General features: G+C 64.8%; 23 protein-coding genes. 18 read left to right on the top strand and 5 right to left on the bottom strand.

Annotated elements, in window-relative coordinates:
- Positions 1-52: 52 nt before the first annotated feature.
- A complete protein-coding gene (accD, locus tag I4X03_RS14895; protein ID WP_223469018.1) occupies positions 53-928 on the bottom strand; it encodes an acetyl-CoA carboxylase, carboxyltransferase subunit beta in 876 nt (291 codons plus the stop codon).
- Between the two features lie 736 nt (positions 929-1664).
- Here accD and I4X03_RS14900 point away from each other — a divergent pair.
- The 18 genes from I4X03_RS14900 to I4X03_RS14985 all read left to right on the top strand — a co-directional run bounded on the left by I4X03_RS14900 (position 1665) and on the right by I4X03_RS14985 (position 19008).
- Positions 1665-3065: a GAF domain-containing sensor histidine kinase gene (locus tag I4X03_RS14900; RefSeq protein ID WP_223469019.1), complete on the top strand. Its 1401-nt coding sequence runs from the start codon at positions 1665-1667 to the stop codon at positions 3063-3065.
- A gap of 5 nt (positions 3066-3070) precedes the next feature.
- A complete protein-coding gene (locus tag I4X03_RS14905; protein ID WP_223469020.1) occupies positions 3071-3760 on the top strand; it encodes a LuxR C-terminal-related transcriptional regulator in 690 nt (229 codons plus the stop codon).
- A gap of 27 nt (positions 3761-3787) precedes the next feature.
- Entirely contained in the window at positions 3788-4099 is a 312-nt protein-coding gene (locus I4X03_RS14910) for a hypothetical protein (protein WP_223469021.1), read from the top strand.
- Positions 4100-4153: 54 nt separating this feature from the next.
- Entirely contained in the window at positions 4154-4333 is a 180-nt protein-coding gene (locus I4X03_RS14915) for a Flp family type IVb pilin (RefSeq protein ID WP_223469022.1), read from the top strand.
- Positions 4334-4397: 64 nt separating this feature from the next.
- Positions 4398-4967, top strand: a complete 570-nt coding sequence (locus tag I4X03_RS14920; protein ID WP_223469023.1) for an A24 family peptidase — start codon at positions 4398-4400, stop codon at positions 4965-4967.
- A 14-nt stretch (positions 4968-4981) separates the two neighbouring features.
- Positions 4982-6349, top strand: coding sequence for an ATP-binding protein (locus I4X03_RS14925; RefSeq protein ID WP_223469024.1), 1368 nt, complete (start codon positions 4982-4984; stop codon positions 6347-6349).
- A 1-nt stretch (position 6350) separates the two neighbouring features.
- Complete coding sequence (cpaB, locus tag I4X03_RS14930; protein ID WP_223469025.1) at positions 6351-7172, top strand: Flp pilus assembly protein CpaB; 822 nt, start codon at positions 6351-6353, stop codon at positions 7170-7172.
- 19 nt (positions 7173-7191) lie between these two features.
- Positions 7192-8664 carry a type II and III secretion system protein family protein gene (locus I4X03_RS14935; protein ID WP_223469026.1) on the top strand — a complete coding sequence of 491 codons (1473 nt, stop codon included), beginning with the start codon at positions 7192-7194 and terminating at the stop codon, positions 8662-8664.
- A 9-nt stretch (positions 8665-8673) separates the two neighbouring features.
- The gene (locus I4X03_RS14940) at positions 8674-8955 is read left to right on the top strand and encodes a pilus assembly protein (RefSeq protein ID WP_223469027.1); all 282 of its coding nucleotides are present in this window, start codon (positions 8674-8676) and stop codon (positions 8953-8955) included.
- Positions 8956-8963: 8 nt separating this feature from the next.
- Positions 8964-10256: a pilus assembly protein TadG-related protein gene (locus I4X03_RS14945; RefSeq protein WP_223469028.1), complete on the top strand. Its 1293-nt coding sequence runs from the start codon at positions 8964-8966 to the stop codon at positions 10254-10256.
- 8 nt (positions 10257-10264) lie between these two features.
- On the top strand, positions 10265-10717 hold the full coding sequence (locus I4X03_RS14950) for a TadE/TadG family type IV pilus assembly protein (RefSeq protein ID WP_223469029.1): 453 nt from the start codon (positions 10265-10267) through the stop codon (positions 10715-10717).
- Positions 10714-11160, top strand: coding sequence for a TadE family protein (locus I4X03_RS14955; protein WP_223469030.1), 447 nt, complete (start codon positions 10714-10716; stop codon positions 11158-11160). Before I4X03_RS14950 ends, I4X03_RS14955 begins: the two co-directional genes overlap by 4 nt.
- A 42-nt stretch (positions 11161-11202) precedes the next feature.
- Positions 11203-12429: a CpaE/TadZ family protein gene (locus I4X03_RS14960; protein WP_223469031.1), complete on the top strand. Its 1227-nt coding sequence runs from the start codon at positions 11203-11205 to the stop codon at positions 12427-12429.
- The gene (locus tag I4X03_RS14965; RefSeq protein WP_223469032.1) at positions 12411-13754 is read left to right on the top strand and encodes a TadA family conjugal transfer-associated ATPase; all 1344 of its coding nucleotides are present in this window, start codon (positions 12411-12413) and stop codon (positions 13752-13754) included. Before I4X03_RS14960 ends, I4X03_RS14965 begins: the two co-directional genes overlap by 19 nt.
- A 9-nt stretch (positions 13755-13763) precedes the next feature.
- Positions 13764-14735, top strand: coding sequence for a type II secretion system F family protein (locus I4X03_RS14970; RefSeq protein WP_223469033.1), 972 nt, complete (start codon positions 13764-13766; stop codon positions 14733-14735).
- 28 nt (positions 14736-14763) lie between these two features.
- On the top strand, positions 14764-15705 hold the full coding sequence (locus tag I4X03_RS14975) for a type II secretion system F family protein (protein WP_223469034.1): 942 nt from the start codon (positions 14764-14766) through the stop codon (positions 15703-15705).
- Between the two features lie 10 nt (positions 15706-15715).
- Complete coding sequence (locus tag I4X03_RS14980; RefSeq protein WP_223469035.1) at positions 15716-16744, top strand: LytR C-terminal domain-containing protein; 1029 nt, start codon at positions 15716-15718, stop codon at positions 16742-16744.
- A 20-nt stretch (positions 16745-16764) separates the two neighbouring features.
- Positions 16765-19008 carry an Ig-like domain-containing protein gene (locus I4X03_RS14985; RefSeq protein ID WP_223469036.1) on the top strand — a complete coding sequence of 748 codons (2244 nt, stop codon included), beginning with the start codon at positions 16765-16767 and terminating at the stop codon, positions 19006-19008.
- Between the two features lie 208 nt (positions 19009-19216).
- On the opposite strand, the gene I4X03_RS14990 is transcribed toward I4X03_RS14985, so the two are convergent.
- From I4X03_RS14990 to I4X03_RS15005, 4 genes are all read right to left on the bottom strand, one after another.
- Positions 19217-19483 (bottom strand): hypothetical protein, encoded by a 267-nt coding sequence (locus tag I4X03_RS14990; RefSeq protein ID WP_223469037.1) that lies wholly within the window; start codon positions 19481-19483, stop codon positions 19217-19219.
- A 158-nt stretch (positions 19484-19641) separates the two neighbouring features.
- On the bottom strand, positions 19642-20445 hold the full coding sequence (gene trpA, locus I4X03_RS14995) for a tryptophan synthase subunit alpha (protein ID WP_223469038.1): 804 nt from the start codon (positions 20443-20445) through the stop codon (positions 19642-19644).
- A gap of 35 nt (positions 20446-20480) precedes the next feature.
- Positions 20481-21728, bottom strand: coding sequence for a tryptophan synthase subunit beta (gene trpB / locus I4X03_RS15000; RefSeq protein ID WP_223469039.1), 1248 nt, complete (start codon positions 21726-21728; stop codon positions 20481-20483).
- Positions 21712-22419 carry a phosphoribosylanthranilate isomerase gene (locus I4X03_RS15005; RefSeq protein WP_223469060.1) on the bottom strand — a complete coding sequence of 236 codons (708 nt, stop codon included), beginning with the start codon at positions 22417-22419 and terminating at the stop codon, positions 21712-21714. The genes trpB and I4X03_RS15005 overlap by 17 nt, the downstream gene beginning before the upstream one ends.

Genomic DNA, 22419 nt, shown 5'->3' on the forward strand with positions numbered 1-22419 from the left:
TACTTCGGTGGCGGCGCGCGCGCAGCAACTGCGCGCGGCCTGATGGAACGAGTTATTCTGCGATGACTTCGACCGCCTGGTTCTGCAGCAGTGCCAGCAGGCGGGCGATTTCTTCACGCATTTTGCGGCGGTCGACGATCATGTCGACGGCGCCCTTGGTGACCAGGAACTCGGCGCGCTGGAAGCCTTCAGGCAGCTTCTCGCGTACGGTGTTTTCGATCACGCGCGGACCGGCAAAGCCGATCAGCGCTTTTGGCTCGGCGATCACGACGTCGCCCATGAAGGCGAACGACGCGGACACGCCGCCCATGGTCGGATCGGTCAGCACGCTGATGAACGGCAGCTTCTTTTCCGACAGCTTGGTCAGCATCGAGGTGGTTTTCGCCATCTGCATCAGCGACAGCAAGCCTTCCTGCATGCGCGCACCGCCGGTGGCGGTAATGCAGATGAACGGTACTTTCTGTTCCAGCGCAATCTGGGCGCCGCGCACGAAGCGCTCGCCGACCACCGAACCCATCGAGCCGCCCATGAACTCGAATTCGAAGCAGGCCACGACCACCGGCAAGCTCATGATGGAGCCGCCCAGCACGATCAGCGCATCGGTCTCGCCGGTCGCTTCCATGGCCGCTTTCAGGCGGTCAGGGTATTTCTTGCTGTCCTTGAACTTGAGCGTGTCGACCGGCAGGGTCTCCTGGCCGATTTCATAGCGGCCACCCTCGTCGAGCAGCGCATCGAGACGCTCGCGGGCGCGGATGCGCATGTGGTGGCTGCATTTTGGGCATACATGCAGGTTTGATTCAAGGTCGGTGCGGTAGAGAACCGCTTCACACGACGGACACTTCACCCAGAGGCCTTCCGGCATGGTTTTGCGCGCAGCGGCATCGGAGCGCTGAATCCGCGGGGGTAGCAGTTTTTCTAACCAACTCATGTGTTCTCCTCGTGCAGCGTTCTACAGTGGTCGATAGTTTAGCCGCTAAGGCGATGCTTGTCGAACACTACGTCCCGAACATTGCCTAGTTGACATTGTTAAACATGCAGCACCCATGATTGGACCGCGTGTTCAACTGCAAGTTCGGTTGAACTTTTTATAATCAACACGGTTGCCTGTGATTAGCCCGGCGCGTACGCCGTATCGTCGAAACGGAAACGTACTGGAGATGGAAGATATAGCTTTTACACAACCAAAATCGAAAAAACCGATGTTTTTTTGATTAGATATTCAAGCTGATGGTATATTTACTAATCAAAATGCATACGTTGGATTTGCGCTAGCGCAAAGAATCGTCGAATAACAGCACACCATAACAATCCTCCGGGCGCAGGGTAAAAGCGCACCGGTTTGGGACTTTCATCAAAGGCGATGGATTCGCCTTTGCACTGGCAGTGGGGGCCATGTGAAAACTGTTCGCTGGCGCGTCGCCTCGGACCGGGACGACGCCGATGAAATAGTGCTAATCGCCAAGATGCGGCTGATACTTGCCAGCGCGACGTTACTAACAGTGACAATTGACCCGGACGGTCTCGGCCAACCCAGCCCAGTCACTGAATTTGTGTTTTATTTATATACAGCGCACAGTCTCCTCATCTACATTCTCACAGAAACTAACGCCGCGATCCGGCGCTCCAAGCTGATCCATTGGCTGGACGTGTTCTGGTTTGCCCTGTTGCTGACCCTTAGCGGGCCCTTGTCCGCCTTCTTCTTCCTGTTCTTCTTTGCCATCTCGACGGCCGCATTCCGCTGGGGCTACGACGAGGGCGCGCGGGTTACCCTGGCGTGCGCGGCGCTATACGCCCTGGCGGCGATTCGCGCACCGGATGCGACGGTACTGGCACGGGTCATGCTGCGCACCGCCTACCTGATCGGGCTCGGTTACATGGTATCGCACTGGGCCAATCTGCTGCTGACCCATCGGCGCCAGATCGGCCTGCTGCGCGACGTCAGCCGCCTGTCCAACCCACGCTTCGGCGTCGACCACACGATCGCCTCGGTGCTCGAACATGCGCGCGACTACTTCAAGGCATCGAGCTGCCTGATCGTGACACGCGACCGGCAGGCCAACGGATGGCTGCTGCGGTCGGCAGGCAGCAATGCCGGGGCCTTCAACTGCGGCCAGTGCGTGCTCGATGATGCCGCAGCCGCCCCGCTGCTGTCCTTGCCCGCCGGGATCAGCGCATTATTCTGCGCTCCAGCGTTGGAGCGACTTCCATGGCCGGGGAAATTCCTCACCTGCGAAAACGGCTCGGACGACTGGCAACGCGGCCCGGCACAGGAAGGCCGCCGCCTGGCCGACCTGCTGGGCGGGCGCAGCTTCATCTGCGTGCCGATCCCCTTGCGCGGCGAAGACGGCAGGATGTTCGTCGTCGCGCCCGGCGCCACGCTGGGTCGCGCCGACGCGCGTTTCCTCGCCCAGGTAGCCGCCCAGGCCTTCCCTGTCATCGAAAATATCGAACTGCTCGACCGCATGGCGTCGGACGCCGCGCGGCGCGAGCGCGAGAAGTTCAGCAACGACCTGCACGACACCACGCTGCAGCCCTATATCGGCCTGTCGCACGCCTTGCAAGGGCTGCTCGACAAGGTGCGCGCGGACGACCCGATCGCGGGCGAACTGCGCCAGGTGGCCGACATGGCCGACAACTTCATCCGCGACCTGCGCCACTTCAGGGGGACGATCAGCCATAAGGCATCCGCGGCCGGCGAGCCGGCGTTCCTGCTGGCGCTGCGCGCCCATGCCGCCCAGGTCAAGGATTACTTCAACCTCGATATCACGGTAGGCGAACATGAGCGGCTCGGAATCAACGACCGCCTCGGCGCGGAGGTGTTCCAGCTGGTCAGCGAAGGCATGAGCAACATCCGCCGCCATACGCTGGCCGCGCGCGGCAGCGTCAGCATGCGCCGCAGCATGGGATGGCTGCACATCCGCATCGAAAACGAAGGCAGCGGCACCCGGCCGGCGCCATTCGTGCCGCGCTCGATCTCCGAACGCGCCGCATCGCTCGGCGGCTATGCCTACGTGGCCAGCGGCGACGACGGCGCCACTGCCGTCAACATCGACATTCCGGTGTAAGCGCCATGATGCCCGCTCCCTGCCAGGCAGTCAGCGTCATGCTGGTCGACGATCACAAGACGATGCTGTGGGGGCTCGAGCGGCTGATCGGCGGCGAGCGCACCGGCATGAAGGTCGTCGCCAGCGCCAGCAATCGCGCCGAAGCCCTGGCGCAGGCTGCGGCCTGCTCGCCCGATGTGATCTTGCTTGACCTCGACCTCAATGGCGACTGTTCGCTCGATTTCCTGCCTGCCCTTCTGGTCAGCGGGGTGTCGCGCGCGCTTGTATTTAGCGGCACGCGCGACCAGGCCATGCTCGACCGCGCCATACTGGCCGGCGCGCGCGGCGTGCTGCGCAAGGACGCCCCGGCCGAAGTGGTGCTGCGCGCGATCGACAAGATCCATCAGGGCGAACTGTGGATCGATCATGAAATGATGGCACGGCTGTTCGGCCACTTCACCCGGCCGCGGCCCACCGTCAAGGCGGACCCCGAAGCAGAGAAGATTGCCTCTTTGACGGCCAGGGAACGTGCGATCGTCAGCGCGATCACCAACGGCAACGGCATGACCAACAAGGCACTGGCCCAGAGCCTGTTCATCTCGGAGCACACGCTGCGCAACTACCTCGTGTCGATCTATAAGAAGCTGGGCGTGAACAACCGCCTGGAACTGTACGTCTACGCCGTCAGGCACCCCATCGCGCACGCCGCGTGCTAAGTACGGGGCAACCGCACCGCCTGCCCCGTGACACTTGTCACGCTTCGGCCGGGAAAAATCAACACAAATGTCGGCGCCTCAAAGGTGCTTTTGTGCGATGCCCGCGACGGCGCATGCGCCTACAGTAAGACATCAGCGCCGGAGTTGAAAGCCGGACGAAAAATTCCGAGCGATGCGCAGCAGAACCGTGGAAGCCCAGCCATGTACTTTTACGATTTTCTCTTGCCCGCGTTCGTCGGTTTTTTGGTCGGCAAGTCGGGGGGCTCCCTGTACGAATATGCCCTGGCCTGGTCACTCGCGGCAGTCATCTGCGTGCTCGCGATTATCGCGTTGCTGTAGTGCCCGGGCGCTGTAGCGTTCAACCATCCATCGACACCACTTGAAGGGGAAATCATGAAATTCATTCAGAACTTTATCCAGGACGAAGCCGGTGTGACCGCCATCGAATATGGCCTGATCGCGGCCCTGATCGCGATCGTGATCATCACCAGTACCACGCTCGTGGGAACGAAGTTGGAAGAGGTGTTCGAAAGGGTTGCGACCGCGCTCACCACCGCCCTTGCGGCCGGCTAAGGTTATCGGCAAGCTGCCCGGCCGCACCGCGGTCGGGCACACACTCAACCTAACGCCAAATGCCATGACTACCTCCTTGCCTCCGGCGAACTACAGCTTGACGCTCTTCGGTGCCTACACGCTGGAACTGCACCTCGTCGTTTTGCTTGCAATGGTCACGGCCGCCATGGTGATTGACATCCGCGAGCACCGGATTCCCAACTGGCTGGTCGCAGGCGGCATGCTGTTCGCCTTCAGTCACCACGCACTCGCCCCGGGCGGACAGGGCTGGGGCTATACGCTCGGCGGCCTGGCCGTCGGCATGTGTGCGCTGATGCCCCTGTATGCGTTGCGCACCATGGGCGCCGGCGACGTCAAGCTGATGGGCATGGCCGGCGCCTTCCTCGGCGCCAGCGCCACCATCAGCGCGGTGCTGGCCACCTTTATCGCCGGCGGCGTCCTGGCGTTGCTGGCAAGCGCACAGAAGCGCATGCTGCCCCAGCTGGCTGCCAACCTGCGCTCGATGCTGGTGCAGCGCGACCTGCACCTGTTCGCCCCCACCATCGCCGGAGCTACCGGATCGGTCGGCAAGATGCCGTATGCCATGGCGATTGCCGCCGGCACCGCCATCGAGGTGTTCTGGATGCGCACTTGACGAGCGGCCCGCCCATGGACACCCTGACCGAATCGAAAGCAGAACGCATGGACGCATTCGCGGCCGCGACAAAAGCGGCGGCCAGTGCCTTCGTGCCGCCGCCGCCGCGCACTGTCAACGAGACCGGGCTGCCGTTCATCTTCCTGGTCGAGCTGGCGGTCAAGGTGCTGTTCCTGCGCGGCCTGGTGAGGCTGGTCGAACTGGCCAGCCACATGAAGCTGAGCGTCAGCGTGCTCGATCCGATGATGGCGTTCATGCGCACCGAAAAACTGTGCGAAGTGACGCGCATCGGCAGCTCCGGCACCGACGCCGACATCGCCTACAAGCTGACCGACCTCGGACGCAGCAGGGGCGTGGAATACCTGAACCGCTGCGGCTACGCGGGTCCAGCCCCGGTCACGCTGGAATGCTACAGCACCGAGATCCGTGCCCGCAGCGTGGCGTCGCTGCGCATTGCGCGCGCCGCCGTGCTGGCGGAATTTGGCGACATCGTGGTCAATGCCGGCGTGCTTGACCAGCTGGGTGCGGCGATGAACTCGGGCCGCGCCATGTTCATCCACGGTCCGGCGGGCAGCGGCAAGACCTACCTTGCCGAGCGCCTGGCAGGCCTGCTGACCGGCACCATCGGCGTGCCCCACGCAGTGTATGCCGGCGGTGAGGTGATCCAGATGTACGACCCGGTGGTGCACCGCCCACCTGAAGCCGGCAGCGGGCCGGAGAACGCCTTCCATCCGCGCCAGCTGCGCGATGCGCGCTGGGTCACCTGCCTGCGTCCTGCGGTGCTGACCGGCGGCGAACTGACCCTCGACATGCTTGACCTGAAATTCGATGAGACCACGCGCTACTACCAGGCTCCGCCCCACCTGAAAGCCAACAACGGCATCTTTATCATCGACGACCTCGGGCGCCAGCGCTGCTCGCCCACCGACCTGCTGAACCGCTGGATCGTGCCGATGGACCGCAAGACCGATTTCCTGTCGCTCCATACCGGCTACAAGTTCGAGGTGCCTTTCGATGTCATCGTCGTGTTCTCGTCCAACCTGCCGCCGGCCGACCTGGGCGACGGCGCGTTCCTGCGCCGCATCGGCTACAAGATCCATGTCGGGCCGATGTCCGAACGCGATTACCGCGAAGTCTTCATGCGCGCCTGCGACCAGCATGGCATCGCACGGTGCGACGACACCTTTGCGTACCTGGTGCGCGAGCACCACCAGCGCGAAGGCCGCCCGATGCTGGCCTGCTATCCGCGCGACCTGCTCTCGCAGGTGCGCGACAAGGGCGCCTACGAAGGCGAAGTACCGCAGCTGACGCCAGCGGCCATCCAGTGGGCCTGGAACAATTATTTCAGTGGCGCCGGCGATTCGCATATTCAGGGAGATTGACATGAAAAACACACGTGGACTGGTGATGCTGGCACTGGCGCTGGTGCTGGCCTTCGGCGCGGTGATCGCGGCGGCGCGCTGGATCAATACCCGCGCCGGCAGCAACACGGCCAAGGTCGCCGTGGCGATGGTCGACATTAGCCTGGGCTCGCGCATCACGCCTGAGATGATCAACATGGTTGACTGGCCGGCCGCCGCGATGCCGCCCGGGGCCTTCAGCGATGCCAAGCTGGTCGACGCGCGCGTCGCGCGCTCCACGATACAGCGCGGCGAACCCATCATGGAAGCCAAGCTGGCGCCTCCCGGCACACAAGGCGGCTTGTCGGCCGTCGTCGCCAGTGGCAAGCGCGCAATGACGGTGCGCGTCAACGATGTGGTCGGCGTGGCCGGCTTCGCCCTGCCCGGAAATTTCGTCGACATCCTGGTCAACACCCAGGAAGACGTGGTCAAAACCGACACCCGGCGCGACGCGTCGATCTCGAAGATCGTCCTCGAACGGATCCTGGTGCTGGCCATCGCCCAGGACCCGAACCGCGACGACACCAAGCCAAAGGTGGTCAACGCAGTCACGCTTGAACTCTCGCCCGAGCAGACCGAGAAGCTCGACCTGGCGCGCAGCGTCGGCACGCTGTCGCTGGTGCTGCGCAACCAGATCGACCCGGATCCGGTGAAGACCGGCGGCGCCACCAAGAACGCGCTGCTGGGCGTGGCGCGCCCCGCCGCCGTACGTCCTCGCCCTGCAATCCGCAAGGTGACCCTGGTTCGTCCGGTCCAGCAGGTCGACGTGATCAAGGGCCTGGACCGCAGTACCCAGAAGTTCTAACCCCACAGGGAGACGCGCCATGCGCACCGACTGCAAGCAGGCGAAGACTACCGACAGGCTGGCGCGATGGCTGGTATGGGCATGCTGCGCCCTGGCACCGGCCGTCAGCGGCGCGAGCGCGCCTGCGCCGGTCGCCAAACAGGCCGGTAGCGCTGGCGTGACCACGCTGGCGCCCCAGGTCACGCTGGCCGAAGGCAAATCGACGGTCATGCGCCTGCCCTTTCCCGCTGCCCGCCTTTCGGTTGGCAACGCCAAGATCGCCGACGTTATCCTGCTCAACCCAAGTGAGGTGTACATGCTGGGCAAAGGGGTCGGCACCACCAACCTGATCCTGTGGAACAAGGCCAACGACGCGACCATCATCGACATCGTGGTCAACATGGACACCACCGCCCTGCATGCGCGCTTCGCGCAGCTGCTTGCCGGTGAAAAGAACCTCACCATCAGCGCTGCCGCCGATACCCTGGTGCTCTCTGGCGAGGTGTCCGATGCGGTCAAGCTCGACCAGGCGCTGCGGCTTGCCAATGCCTATGTCAAGAGCACCGGCAGCAGTGCCGGCAGCGGTGACGCCGCCGGCGGCGCCGAACCGCCGCAATCGCGCGTGATCAACATGATGTCGGTCGCCGCGCCCCAGCAGGTGATGCTCGAAGTGAAGGTAGCGGAGATTTCCAAGACCCTGGTCGACCAGCTTGGCATCAGCATGGGCGCGAGCCGTACCAACGGCAGCTGGACCTACAGCTTCCTCTCGAATCTGCTGTCGAGCAACCCCAGCCTGCTCGACGCCTTCAACAGCGGCAGCGGGAATTTCGTCACGGTGGACGCACAGAAGCGCAACGGCTTGATCAAGGTGCTGGCCGAGCCGACCATCATGGCCATCAGCGGCCAGGAGGCCAGCTTCCTGGCGGGCGGCAAGATCTTCATCCCGGTGGCGCAGACCAACACGAATGGCGTTCCCCTGATCACGCTGTCCGAAAAGGAGTTCGGCATCGCGGTCAAATTCACCCCGACGGTACTGGATGGCGGCCGGATCAACCTGCAGGTCGCACCCGAGGTGTCGGACCTGAACAAGGAAGGTGTAGGCATCAACGCGACCGGCGTCTCGGGCACCGCGATCCTGCCGTCGTTTACCACCCGCCGCGCGACCACCACCGTGCAGCTGTTCGACGGCCAGAGCTTTGCCATCGGCGGCCTGATAAAGAACAACGTCACCACCAACGTCAAGGCCTTCCCCGTGCTGGGCGAGATCCCGGTGCTGGGCGCGCTGTTCCGCAGCAGCGATTTCCAGACCGACCGCTCCGAACTGGTGTTCATCATCACGCCCCACCTGGTCAAGCCGCTGCCGCCCGATTACAAGCTGCCGACCGACAGCTATACCGAACCGACCCGTACCGAATTCTTCCTGGGCGGGAAACAGGAAGGCAAGCCGAAGACCGCGCCTGTGCGGACCGGCGCTGCCACGCCGGTGCCGCCATCCGGATTTGACGTCAACTAGGAGTTTGCGATGACCCTCAAGCGCGTCCTTCGTTTGTCCGCCTGCAGCGCGACCATGCTGGCCGCCAGCTGCGCGCTGCCGCCCAACGCCCAGCCAGACCCGCTGGGCGCCACGGTCAGCCTGACCATGGCGCAGCAGGTGATCAATCCGGCCGCCGGCGCCAACCCCGATCCGGTGGCGGGGATCGACGGCAAGGCAGCCAAGGGCGGTTATGACGCTTACCAGAAATCGTTCCGCGCGCCGGTGCCGCAGCCGAACGTGTTTACCATCGGCGTCGCCGGAAACCGCTAGGCAGCGCCATGGCTACCGGCCTTTATCAATCCAGGCTACGCCACCGCGCCGGGCATGAGGGCGGCGTGGTGGCGATCATCGTCGCACTGTCGCTGGCGGTGCTGGTCGGATTCGCCGGACTGGTACTCGATCTCGGTCACCTGTTCGTCAACAAGACCGAACTCCAGAACGCCGCCGACGCCTGCGCGCTGGCGGCGGCCAACCAGCTGGTGTGCGATCCGTCGGCCGGTCCCTGCCCGGCCGGCTTTCTCCAGGATGCGGAGGCGGCTGGCACGTTTGTCGCGGCGCGCAATGCCAGCGACTTCCAGAGCGATGCCGTCGCGATCGCACCGGCCGATGTGCGCTTCCACACGGCGATCGGTCCCAATTCCTCGTACCTGTCGCGCGCCAATGGCGCCAACCCTGCCTCTAAATTCGCCATGTGCATCGCCAGGTCAGGCCCGATCGCGCCCTGGTTCATGCGGGTGCTGTCGGCCGGCGTGCCGGGACGCGTCGAGGCCCAGGCGGTCGCCACGCTCGCGCCGGGGCAGACTGCCTGTAACTCGTCGCCGATCGGGGTTTGCGCCAAGTCCCTTTCGCCGCCCGACTATGGCTACGGCACGGTCGGCGAGTGGATCGTCTCGCGTTTCAACAATGGCGGCGGCGCCGACGATTCCGCCCTTGAGGGGAACTTCCGCTGGGTGGACTTCACGCCCAGCGCTGGCGGCACCAGCGAGATCCGCGACCAGTTGCTGGGCAATGGCGCGGTCTGCGGCATCCGGGTGGGCGACAACATTCGCGAGGAAGGCGTCAAACAAGGCGCCAAGAGCGCATGGAACACGCGCTTCGGCATTTACCCTAACGGCGCCAACGCGCCCGCGCCGTCGGCGGTCGCTCCGGACAAGACCGGCTACGCCTATCCCAGCAAGGCGCCCGGCGTGGTGATCCCGATCGGCCAGTCCGCCTACGCCGACTACCGCCTCAAGCAGGCCGCGCATGCGCCGTTCGAGACCCGCGAATATGCGCCCGCCGGCGCGGCCGGCAATGTCAACGGCGACCCGCTGACCAGCGCGGACCATCTGCGTTATGGCAGCCAGCGCAGGCTCGTGACGGTGCCGATTGTCGAATGCGGACGCTCGCCCGCGCAAGTGAGGATTCTCACCATGGGCTGCGCGCTGATGCTCAATCCGATGTCCAATGGCGCAACCGGGGACCTGTACCTGGAATGGCGCGGCCTCGCCGACCTTCCCAATAGCCCGTGCCGGACCGCCGGTATCGCCGGCGGCACCACCGGTGCCCTGGTGCCAACCCTGGTCCAGTAGGAGAATCCATGAACCGATCAGACAAACAACATGGCGCGGTACTGGTGGAACTGGCGCTGTTGCTGGGCCCCCTGCTGGTGCTGGCGTTCGGGATCACCGAATACGGACGCGCCATGTACCAATACAACGCGATCGCCAAGGCAGTGCGCGACAGTGCGCGGCACCTGTCGCAGTTCGCCCCAGGCGACCCGATCCGTATCGGCGAGGCGCGCTCGCTGGTCTTCTGCGGCGCGACCGACTGCGCCGGCCGCGCGCCGCTGGTGCCGGGCCTGACGCCCGATCACGTACAGGTGTCGGACCGCACCTCGAATCCCGCCTACAACCTGCAGCCTACCGGGCGCGGCACCGTCAACCTGGTCCGGGTCGAAGTGGTCGGCTTCGATTTCCGCACCGTCGCTCCGGCATTCGTTGGCGACGTCGAGTTCGCGCCCATCCACGCCACCATGGTGCAGGTGCTATGAATCCCCGCCTGCGAGTCCCCTCGCGCCAGCACGGCGTAGCCGCCGTGGAGTTTGCGCTGATCGCCGCCCTGCTGTTCACGCTCCTGATCGGCATCATGGAGTTCAGCCGCATCACCTTTTACTGGAACGCCGCCACCGAGGCCACCCGGCTGGGCGCCCGTCTCGCCATCGTGTGCGACCTCGACGACAGCGCCATCAAGACCCGCATGCACGCGCTGTTCCCGGTGCTGGCGGAGAACGATATCGACATCGAGTACGCGCCAGCCGGCTGCGCCACCAGCACCTGCGAACAAGTACGCGTCAGCATCGACGCGCCAGAAGAGCTCAATACCTATATCCCTGGCTTCGACATGGGAGCGATCTTCCCGCCGTTCGTCACGACCTTGCCGCGTGAAAGCATGCGATCGAGCTTCGACGGCGCCGACAACCCGGTATGCATGTAGCGCGCAGTTAAACAGCCATTGCCCAACCCTGATGGAGTCATCGTGAATATCACCGTCGTATCCCGCAACGAAAAGCACCTGGTCGAGCTGGCCCGCCTGCTGCGCCAGCGCGCACCCGGCGACAAGATCGAGCTGGTCAGCGGCCAGCTGGAGCGGTTTACCGCGGCGATGGGCCAGGCCGCCCCTGACCTGTTGCTCGTCGAGCAGCCCCAGCAGGGCGACCTTACCAGGATCGAACACCTGGGCGCGGCCCATCCGCGCATGGCGACGGTGCTGGTGACGGAAGTGCAGTCGCTGGCATTCATGCTCGAAGCGATGCGCGCGGGCGTGCGCGAAGTCGTCCCGCTGCCGCCCACCGCGGAACTGCTGTACCCGGTGGTCGACCGCATCGAGGAAAAGCTGCTGCAGCAGACGCATGCCAACGGCAAGGTGCTCGCGTTCGTGTCGTGCAAAGGCGGCAGCGGCGCCACCTTCCTGGCGACCAACCTTGGCTATGCGCTGGCCGAGCTGGCGGGCAAGCGTGTTGCGCTGATCGACCTGAACCTGCAGTTCGGCGATGCGTCGCTGTTCGTGGCCGACCACAAGCCTTTGGCCACGCTTGCCGATGTCGCGCTGCAGATGCACCGGCTCGACGCCTCGTTGCTGGCCTCCAGCATGATGGTCATCACGCCGCAGTTTTCGGTGCTGGCAGCGCCGGACGACCCTGTCCATGCGGGCGACGTCAAGCCGGAACACATCGACGCCTTGCTGCGGCTGGCTCGCCGCAATTACGACTTCATCATCCTTGATGTCGGCCGCAGCCTGGACCCTGTCAGCGTGCGCGCACTGGACCAGGCCGACACTATCTACCCGGTGCTGCAAACCACCTTGCCTTATATCCGCGACGGCAAGCGACTGATCGAGGTATTCCGCTCGCTCGGCTACCCGCAAGAGAAAATCCAGGTCATCGCCAACCGCCATCAGAAAAAGAGCGATATCAATTTGCACGACCTGGAATCGGCTTGCGGAACCGGCGTCTTCATGTCGATCCCCAACCACTATGAAGCCGCCGCCGCCTCGGTCAACCAGGGGGTGCCGATACTCAGGCTCGCCCCGGGCAGCCCGATCGCCACCTCGCTCAAGGCCTTCACCTCGCACCTGGCCGGCAGCAGCGGCGGCGCCAAGCGTAGCCTGCTGGCGCGCCTATTTGAAAAATCACCCGCAGCAGCGAGCGTTCCAGGCGCAGCGGCGCAATTTGGGGAGAAACAGGCATGGATGCAGAAATCCTGACCCTCAGGGACCGGCTGGCGGCGCCTGCGGCGAACCAGCGCGGCGGCGCGCCGGCCGCGTATCAGCAGCTTAAGCACAGCATCCACCAGGCGCTGCTCGACAGGGTCGACCTGGAAAGCCTGCAGCAGCTGTCGCAGGACCAGATCCGCGATGAGCTCAAGCTGCTGATCGAGCACCTGCTCGACGAAGAAAGCGTCGCCATCAACGAGGCCGAACGGCGCGCCCTGACGCGCGATATCCAGAACGAAATGCTCGGCTTCGGCCCGCTCGAACTGCTGCTCGCCGATCCCAGCGTCTCCGATATCCTGGTCAACACCTGCAGCAAGGTGTACGTTGAACGGCGCGGCAAGCTGGAACTGACCGACGTGCGCTTCAGCGACGACGCCCACCTGATGAAGATCATCGACAAGATCGTCTCGCGCGTGGGGCGCCGGATCGACGAATCGTGCCCGATGGTCGACGCGCGCCTGCCGGACGGCTCGCGCGTCAACGCGATCATTCCTCCGCTGGCGATCGACGGCCCGATCATGTCGATCCGGCGCTTCGCCGCGGACCCGCTGCGCCTGGCCGACCTGGTGGCCTACAAGAGCATGACCAGCGCGATGGCCGATGTGCTGCAAGGACTGGGCAAGGCGGAGATCAACATCCTGATCTCCGGCGGCACTGGCAGCGGAAAAACAACGATGCTCAACGTGATCTCCGGCTTCATCAGCCCGGAGGAGCGGATCGTCACGATCGAGGACGCCGCCGAACTGCAGCTGCAGCAGCCGCATGTGGTGCGGCTGGAAACCAGGCCGCCAAATATCGAAGGCCAGGGCGAAGTGACCCAGCGCGCGCTGGTACGCAATGCACTGCGCATGCGCCCCGACCGCATCATCCTGGGCGAAGTGCGCGGCGGCGAGGCGCTCGACATGCTGCAGGCGATGAACACGGGCCACGAGGGATCGATGGCGACCATCCATGCGAACACGCCGCGCGATGCCCTCACCCGGCTCGAAAACATGATCAGCATGGCGGCCGCGTCGCTGCCCACCAAAGCCATGCGCCAGCAAATCAGTTCGGCCATCGGCGTGGTCCTGCAGGTGGCGCGCCTGACCGATGGCAAGCGCAAGCTCGTGTCGCTGCAGGAGATTACCGGCATGGAGGGCGACGTCATCACCATGCAGGAGATTTTCCTGTTCAAGCAGACCGGACTCGGCGAAAACGGCGCGGTTGTGGGTCACTTTTGCGCCACCGGCGTGCGGCCGCGCTTTGTCGAACGCTTGCGCTGCTACGGCATCGAGGTCCCGGAACAGCTGTTCGATCCGACCCGGCACTTCTCTTAGGCAGCCATCATGGATTCCCTCTACATCCTGTTTGCCACGCTGATCTTCGTCGCCGTCGTCCTGCTGATCGAGGGCGCATACATCGCCTGGAATGCGAGCCGCGGCCCCGCGGCCGAACGCCTGAACCGGCGCGTGCGCGTGATGTCGGGGGAGCATGGCGGCAAAGCGGTATCGATCACCAAGAAACGCGCACTGAGCGCCAATCCGCTGGCCCTCAAGGTGCTTCAGGCAATGCCGCGGGTCGGTACGCTGGACCGGCTGCTGCTACAGTCGGGAAAAACGTGGTCGGTGGCGCAGTTCGTGGTGATCTCGTTGGGCGCGGCGGTGCTGGCCTTTGTAGCGGCAGGCTGGTTCGCGGCGCCATGGCTGGTCAAGCTGGCCATCGCCGCCATCGCCTTCAGTGTGCCGCTGCAGCTGGTGCTCAAGGCGCGCGCCAGGCGCATCAACCGCATCGAGGTACAGCTGCCCGATGCGCTTGACCTGATGAGCCGCGCGCTGCGCGCCGGCCACGCCTTTCCAACCGCGCTCAAAATGGCGGGCGACGAGATGAAAGACCCGCTTGGCAGCGAATTGTCGAATGCCTTCGATGAAGTCAATTTCGGCGTCTCGATGCCCGATGCGCTGCAAAACCTCGCCAACCGCATACCCAGCACCGACGTGCGCTACTTCGTCATCGCGGTGCTGATCCAGCGCGACACCGGGGGAAACCTGTCCGAACTACTGGAGAGCATCAGCACCATCATCCGCGACCGCATCAAGCTGCTGGGACAGGTACGGGTGCTGTCGGCCGAAGGAAAAATGTCGGCATGGGTGCTGTCGCTGCTGCCGCTCGGCGCCGGCGCGCTGATCCAGCTCACCAACCCGAAGTTCCTGGCCGTGCTGTTCAGCGACCCTGCGGGCCAGAAGATGATCGGCGCCGCGGCCGGCATGATGCTCGTCGGCATCATGGTGATGCGCAAGATCATCCGGATTCGGGTATGACTGCGACTTGAGATGAACGGAGCCCCTGATGACCATCCTTGAAATCGGCTTCCTGGCCGTGGTTTTCTGCAGCGTCTTCGGCGTCGCCCTGATCGGGCTGCGCATTGCCGCCAGCACGCCGATCCAGGGGCGGCTGGACGCGGCAGGGGTCCGCGCCGAGCCAGGATCGGTCGGCCCGTCGCCATGGATGACGCGCGTGGTCGCAGTCGCCGCGCCTGTGGCCAAGCTGTCCTTGCCCGACGATGAATCGGAAGCATCGGTGATCCGTGCGCGCTTCATGAATGCCGGGTTTCGCCACCCTATGGCGCCGGTGATCTTCTTCGCCGCCAAAACCTTCCTCGCGCTGGGTCTTCCGCTCGCGGCTTTCTTCAGCCTGAGCGTCTCAAGCGCGGCCTTTGGAACCAATGCGCTGATGCTGTATGTGCTGTTTGCAGCGGCGACGGGCTACTACATTCCCAACGTGATCCTCAAGCGGCTGATACAGCGGCGCCAGCGCGAGATCTTCGAGAGCTTCCCCGACGCGCTCGACCTGCTGACCGTCTGCGTCGAAGCCGGCCTGGGCATGGACGCCGCGCTGGCCCGCGTGGCCAACGAGATCGGCCTGAAGAGCCGCATCCTGAGCGACGAACTCAATCTGGTGACGCTCGAACTGCGCGCCGGCAGCACCAAGGAAAAAGCCTTGCGCGGCTTGGCGCTACGCACCGGCGTCGAAGATGTCGATGCACTGGTGTCGATGCTGATCCAGGCCGAGCGTTTCGGCACCAGCATCGCCGCGTCGCTGCGGGTGCAATCGGAACAGTTGCGCACCAAGCGCCGCCAGCGCGCCGAAGAGCAGGCCGCGAAGATCGCCCTCAAACTGCTGTTCCCGCTGATTTTTTTCATCTTCCCATCGCTGCTGGTGGTCCTGATGGGACCCGCATTCATCCAGATCTACCGTGTGCTGCTGCCGACGTTCGGCGCGACCAACTGAAGGAACCGACATGTCCAGGCTGCCAATAGCGCTTCCGCTTCTCGCCTTGTTCCTGCTGCCCTCGTGCGCCAGCCTGCCGGCCCCGCTGCAGATGATCATGCTGCCGGCCGAACAGGTGCGCCATGGCGGCGGCGATGTCGCGGACAGCTATTACCGGCTTGGCCGCCAACACCAGCAGCGTGGCGACCTGACGCTTGCCCTGACGGCCTACACCTACGCCATCGCCCGCAATCCGCAGGGCGCCGATGCACGCATCGCCGCCGCCGTCATCCATGCCCAGCAGGGGCGGCTGCCGCAGGCGCGGGCGATGCTGCAGGCCGTGTGCGATGAGTATCCAGACCTGGTCCAGCCACGCAATAACCTCGGCTATGTGCGTTACCTTCAAGGCGACTACGCCGAAGCTGCCGCGGCATTTCGTGGCGTGCTGGCGATAGAGCCGAACAACCAGCGCGCCCGCAACAACCTGCTGCTCGCGCAAGGCGCCGGCCATCGCCACGCCGCTGGCAGCCCAGCCCTGGCGCCCCCCCTGCCAGCCGTCGCCGCCGCGCCAACCGCGCCAGTTGCTGCGGCGGCGGAAGGCGGCATGCGCCTGGTGCAGCACGCACCGAACCGGTATGAGCTGCAGCTTGTGCCCGGAATGGCGCCTGCGCAGGCGCAATCGCCTGTCCCGGCAGAGGCCACGCCGCCGCGCGCGCCGCGGCTGGAAATCGCCAACGCCAATGGCGCCCCGGGCATGGCCAAGCGCGTACGGCAGGCGCTGGCGGCGCGTGGCATCGCCGCGGTGCGCCTGACCAACGCCAGGCCTTTCGGGCGAGCCGGCACCAGCATCGAATTCCGCCCCGGCTTCGAACAGCAGGCACGCGCGCTCCAGGCGGCGATGGGTGGAGCAGCGGCGCTTTCGCCAAGCGCGGCGCTCAAGGCCCATGCGGACCTGCGGCTGGTCCTGGGCCGGGACGCCCTCCCCGCGCTCGACCGCGACGGCGCGGCGCCACCTGGCCGCCTGCTGGTGTCAGCGGCCGCGGCGCAGATCAAACACTAACCGCGACATCAGGAGCGCACATGAGAACAATAACCACCCGCGCAGCCAACTGGACCGTCATCGCTATCGCCGCCATGCTGGGTGCATGCGGCGGCGGCGGCGGCGGCGATGGGGGCGGCTGCCTCAACCTCGACCCGTCGCGCAACCCGGCATTGCCGGCATGCAGTGGCGCCGCGCCGGGAGCCCCGGCGGCGGCGCTTGCACCGATTGCCGTTTCGCTGGCTGCACCAGGCGGCGCTGCGACATCAACCGTTTCGCCGAAGACGCCGGCGACCGCGCAGGCGGTGGTCAGGACCGGCAGCGGCAATCCGGTTGCGGGGGTGGCGGTCACCTTCACCAGCAGCGATACCAGCGCGGCACTGGTACCCGCGTCGGGCACCGCGTTGACGGATTCGTCGGGCGTGGCCAGCATTGGCGTTGCGGCGGGCACCCAGGCCGGCGCATACACCATCACAGCGTCGGCGACCAAGGACAACGCCAGCGCCAAGGGCAGCGTGAGCTACACCGTGGTATTCCCTGTGCTGACCATGAGCGCGCTGACGATCGGACCTTCGCCTCTGGCCGCCGGCGGCACCGCCAGCCTGTCGGTCACCGTCATGGACGGCGCTACGCCGTTCGCGCCAGCACAGTCGGTGGCCTTCACCTCGCCGTGCGCGGCGGCCGGCAAGGCGGTCATCAGTTCGCCCGTCAGCACGGTCAACGGCGTGGCCTCGACCTCGTACATCGACAAGGGCTGCGGCGCGCCAGACGTGGTGACCGCCACGACCACGCTCGCAGGCGCTGCCACCAGCCAGTCCGGCACGGTCAGCGTGCAAAGCGCAGTGGCCGGCCAGCTGGCCTTCGTGTCGGCGCTGCCGCAAAATATTTCGCTCAAGGGTACCGGCGGCGCGGGACGCCAGGAATCGTCGGTGATCGTCTTCAAACTGCGCGACAAGAACGGCAATCCTGTCTCCGGCAAGCAGATTGATTTTTCGCTGACGACGACGGTCGGGGGCCTGGCGATCAATCCGGCCACCTCCACCACCGGCGCCGACGGCAGCGCCAGCACGGTGGTGGCGGGCGGCACGGTGAACACGCCGGTGAGGGTGATCGCTACCGTCGCCGGCACCACCATCACGTCGATGTCGGACCAGCTGGTAGTCTCGACTGGCGTACCGGATCAGAACAGCTTTACCATCGCGACCGAGATCTACAACGTCGAGGGAGCGAACTACAGCGGATGCCCGTCGCCAGTGGGTTCCAGGGTCACGGTGCGGCTGGCCGACCACTTCAACAATCCGGCGCCCGACGGTACCGCCGTGAGCTTCACCGCCGAAGGCGGAACGGTGGACGGATCGTGCCTGACCGGCCTGGAATCGACCACGCTCACCGACGGCACGGTCGTGCTTCAGAAAGGCATACCCGGATCATGCTCGGTGCGCTTCTGCGCGGCCAACCCGCGCCCGGCCGATGGTCGGGTGACCATCCTTGCTTACGCGCTGGGCGAAGAGAGCTTCGTCGATACCAAGGGCACCAACCTGTATTACGATGCGATCGATCCGTACCAGGACCTGGGCGAACCGTTCCGCAACGATCGTGCGATCACGAACCTGAATGCCAATGCCAACTGGGGTGTCGAAGACGCGACGCCGACCGTCCAGCTCAAGCCGCGCGATCCTGATGGCGACCGCTGGTCGCTCGGCAATCGCGCCAGGATTGCTGGGGAGACCTTCATCGACTCGAACAGTTCAGGAGGCTGGAACAGCGGCGGCGATGGCATCTACAACGGCGTGCTCAAGCCCATTCCCGACACGCGCATGCAGGTGACCCATGTGCGCGGCGCGATCGTGCAAGTGATGTCGGCCAGTTCCGCGGCGATCACATCGACGGGCGCCCAGTCGGTGGCGCTGAGCCACTGCGTCAGCGGTACGCCGTTCGTCAACAACGCGGTCACGCTGCGGCTGGCAATCCGCGATACCAACCCGACCGTGTTCGCACTGAACAACCTGCCCGGCAACATTCTCCCGGCAGGAACCAGGATCGAGTTCTCCGCGTCCAACGGCACCATCCTCGGCGACCGGGTGCACATCGTCCCCAACACCAACAGCCCGGCGGAGCAAGAGTGGACCTACACGGTGATGATGCAGAGCGACGCGACCCAGACATCGCCTGTCAGCGCGCCGCCGCTGTACTGCTCGAATACGGTCACCAGCGGCGAGTTGACGGTGAAGGTGACGACACCCATGGGCGTCGTCACGACCCGCAGCTATCCGGTGACCGACTGAGGGAAGGCTTCGTCGCGCGATGCGCGATCCGCTCGTCCGGGCTGCCCCCATCACATCGGGGACAGACCACCATTTTAGAAGTTTTCACCAAACGAATAGTTCCAAAATCGGGGTCTGTCCCCGATTTTGGAAGATTCGGGCGGGCCTGCGCAGCAGGCTTGGCCGAGCGGATGCCCGCCACGAACCACTGCGACGCTTCAGGAACGGCTTAAACGTCGGCGGTGGTGTATTCGATGCCGCCGACCATGCGCGCGGAAAGGTTGTACAGCCAGCCGCTGATGATGATGCCAATGAAGCAGAACAGCGCGTAGAAGAGCGGCACCATCAAAAACAGGGCCGCCCCTCCAACCCCCGGCATCATCACCGGCGCGAACGTGAACATCAGTCCGACGATCGGCACGGAGAGCAGGAGGTACATGAGCGCAATGACTTTAGCCGACTGCACGAGGGATACTTTCACGATCTGTTTTTTCATGTGGACACCGTGGTAAGGTTTATCGGATGCAACTCCGCCTCACTATAGCTAGCTGGCCGCACACAAACATTGCTTGAATCGTGGTCCATCCCCGATTCAACGCAAGAGAAATCGTGAAGAATGCCCCTCGAACCTGCAACTTACATCGTGACAGGCGATCAGGTTTTGCTGTCGAGCGCAGCCCGGATCCCGGACACGAACGAGCGCACCGCTTCGACTGCCTGCTCTTTCGGCGTGTTCTCCAGCTCCTGGATGATGCGGCTGCCGATGACCACCGCATCGGCCACCGCGGCCACCGCTTTGGCAGTGGCGGCGTCGCGGATGCCGAAGCCCACGCCGATCGGCAGCTTGACGTGCTCGCGGATCGCCGCCACCCGGCGCGCCACGTCGTCGGTGTCGATGGTGCCGGCCCCGGTCACGCCCTTGAGCGAGACGTAGTAGCTAAAGCCGCTGCCGACCCGCGCCACCTGCGCAATGCGTGCCGGCGTCGAGGTCGGCGCCAGCAGGAAGATCAGGTCGAGATCATTGGCGCGCATCGCGGCCGCAAACTCTTCGCATTCTTCCGGCGGATAGTCGACCACGATGGCGCCGTCGGCCCCCGCCTCTGTCGAGGCGCGGATGAAGGCGTCCGGTCCGATCCGCTCGATCGGATTGGCGTATCCCATCAAGACGACCGGGGTGTGCTGGTTGGTCTTGCGGAATTCGCGCACGTAATTGAATACGTCGCCGAGACCGATGTTGAATTTCAGCGCGCGTTCGCAGGCGCGCTGGATCACCGGGCCTTCGGCCATCGGGTCGGAGAACGGGACGCCCAGTTCAAGGACGTCGGCGCCGCCCGCGACCAGCGCGTGCATCAGCGGCACCGTCATCTCGGGACCCGGGTCGCCGGCGGTGATAAAGGTCACCAGGCCGGTTTTGTTTTGCGCCTTCAGCGCGGCAAAGGTTGGTGCGATTCTGGACATGTTCTGTTCTTTCGTTGTGGTGGGTGTATCGATGGTTAGCTGAAGTCCAGCCCCATCTTTTCCGCCACGGTGTGCATGTCCTTGTCGCCCCGGCCCGACAGGTTCGCCAGTACCAGCTGGTCCTTCGGCAGCGTCGCTGCCAGCTTGGCCGCGTAGGCCAGCGCGTGCGCCGATTCGAGCGCCGGGATGATGCCTTCGATGCGGCAGCAGTCGTGGAACGCCTGCAGGGCTTCATCGTCGCTGATCGACACGTATTCGGCGCGCGCCGAGTCCTTCAGCCACGCGTGCTCCGGCCCGACACCCGGATAATCGAGGCCTGCCGATACCGAGTGGGTCTCGATGATCTGGCCGTTGGCGTCCTGCAGCAGGTAGGTACGGTTGCCGTGCAGGACGCCGGGAATACCCGCGCTCAAGGACGCTGCATGCATGCCCGAGGCGATGCCATGGCCCGCCGCTTCCACCCCTACCAGCCGCACACTCTTCTCGTCGATGTACGGATAGAAAATTCCCATCGCGTTCGATCCGCCGCCGATGCAGGCGACCACGTAGTCGGGCTGGCGCCCGGTCATCTCGGGCATCTGCACGCGGCACTCTTCGCCGATCACCGACTGGAAGTCGCGCACCAGCATCGGGTACGGGTGCGGTCCGGCCACCGTGCCGATGATGTAGAAGGTATTTTCAATGTTGGTGACCCAGTCGCGCATCGCTTCATTGAGCGCGTCCTTGAGGGTCTTGGAGCCCGATTCGACCGGCACCACGGTAGCGCCGAGCAGCTTCATGCGGTACACGTTCTGGGCCTGGCGGCGCACGTCTTCGCTGCCCATGTAGACCACGCATTCAAGGCCGAAGCGCGCGCAGATGGTGGCCGTGGCGACGCCGTGCTGGCCGGCGCCGGTTTCGGCGATGATGCGCTTTTTGCCCATGCGGCGCGCCAGCAGCGCCTGGCCGATCACGTTGTTGATCTTGTGCGCCCCGGTGTGGTTCAGGTCTTCGCGCTTGAAGAAAATCTGCGCGCCGCCCATGATCTCGGACCAGCGCTTGGCATGGTAGATCGGCGAGGGACGGCCGACGAAGTGCTTGAGCTCATAGCGGAATTCGTCGAGGAACTCGGGGTCCACGCTGTACCGGGCGTAGGCTTCGCTGAGTTCGGCCAGGGCGTGGCTCAGGGTTTCGGCCACGAAGGCGCCGCCATACTGGCCGAAATGGCCCTTGGCGTCGGGAAGCTGGTAGTCGGTGGTCTTGAAGAGGTTCGCGGCTGGGCCGCGTTCAGGTGCTTCTTTCATGATGGTTTTCGCTTTCAGAGGTGGCGTCGGCTACCCGGACCGCCTGCACGAAGGCAGCGATCTTGTGGGCGTCCTTGATGCCCTTCTGCTGTTCGACACCACTGCTGATGTCGACCGCATACGGGCGTACACGTACCACCGCGTCAGTCGCGTTTTGTACGCTCAAGCCACCACTCAAAACGACCCGAGGCGCGATTTCTTTTGGGACTATGGACCAATCGAAGACCTTTCCTGCGCCACCGTAGGCGTCCACGAAGGTATCGAGCAAAAGGCCCGAAAACAGCGGACTGGCGGCGCGGTATTCACTTTCGTATTCTAGCAAATCGGCGCCGCGCGTGTCGGGCCGCACCCGAAATACCCGCATGAAGGGCCGGTTGGCGGCCGCCGCGAGTGCCGCGCACTGCTGCGGGGTCTCGTCGCCATGGAACTGCAGCAGCGCCAGCGGGACGATATGGGTGATCGCCGCGACTTCGGCCACGCTGGCGTTGACGAACAGGCCGACGCTCGATACGAACGGCGGCACGCCCGACACCAGCGACGCCGCCTGCGCCGCCGTGACAAAACGCGGGCTCTTTGGGTAAAACACGAAGCCGAGGGCGTCGGCGCCGGCGCCGGCCGCGGCGGCGACATCCTGCGCGCGGGTCAGCCCGCAGATCTTGATGCGTGTGCGCTGCAAGGCAGCCTCCTTCAG

Origin of the sequence: Massilia soli (assembly GCF_016809835.1) — a bacterium.
GTDB classification, from domain to species: Bacteria; Pseudomonadota; Gammaproteobacteria; order Burkholderiales; family Burkholderiaceae_D; genus Telluria_A; species Telluria_A soli.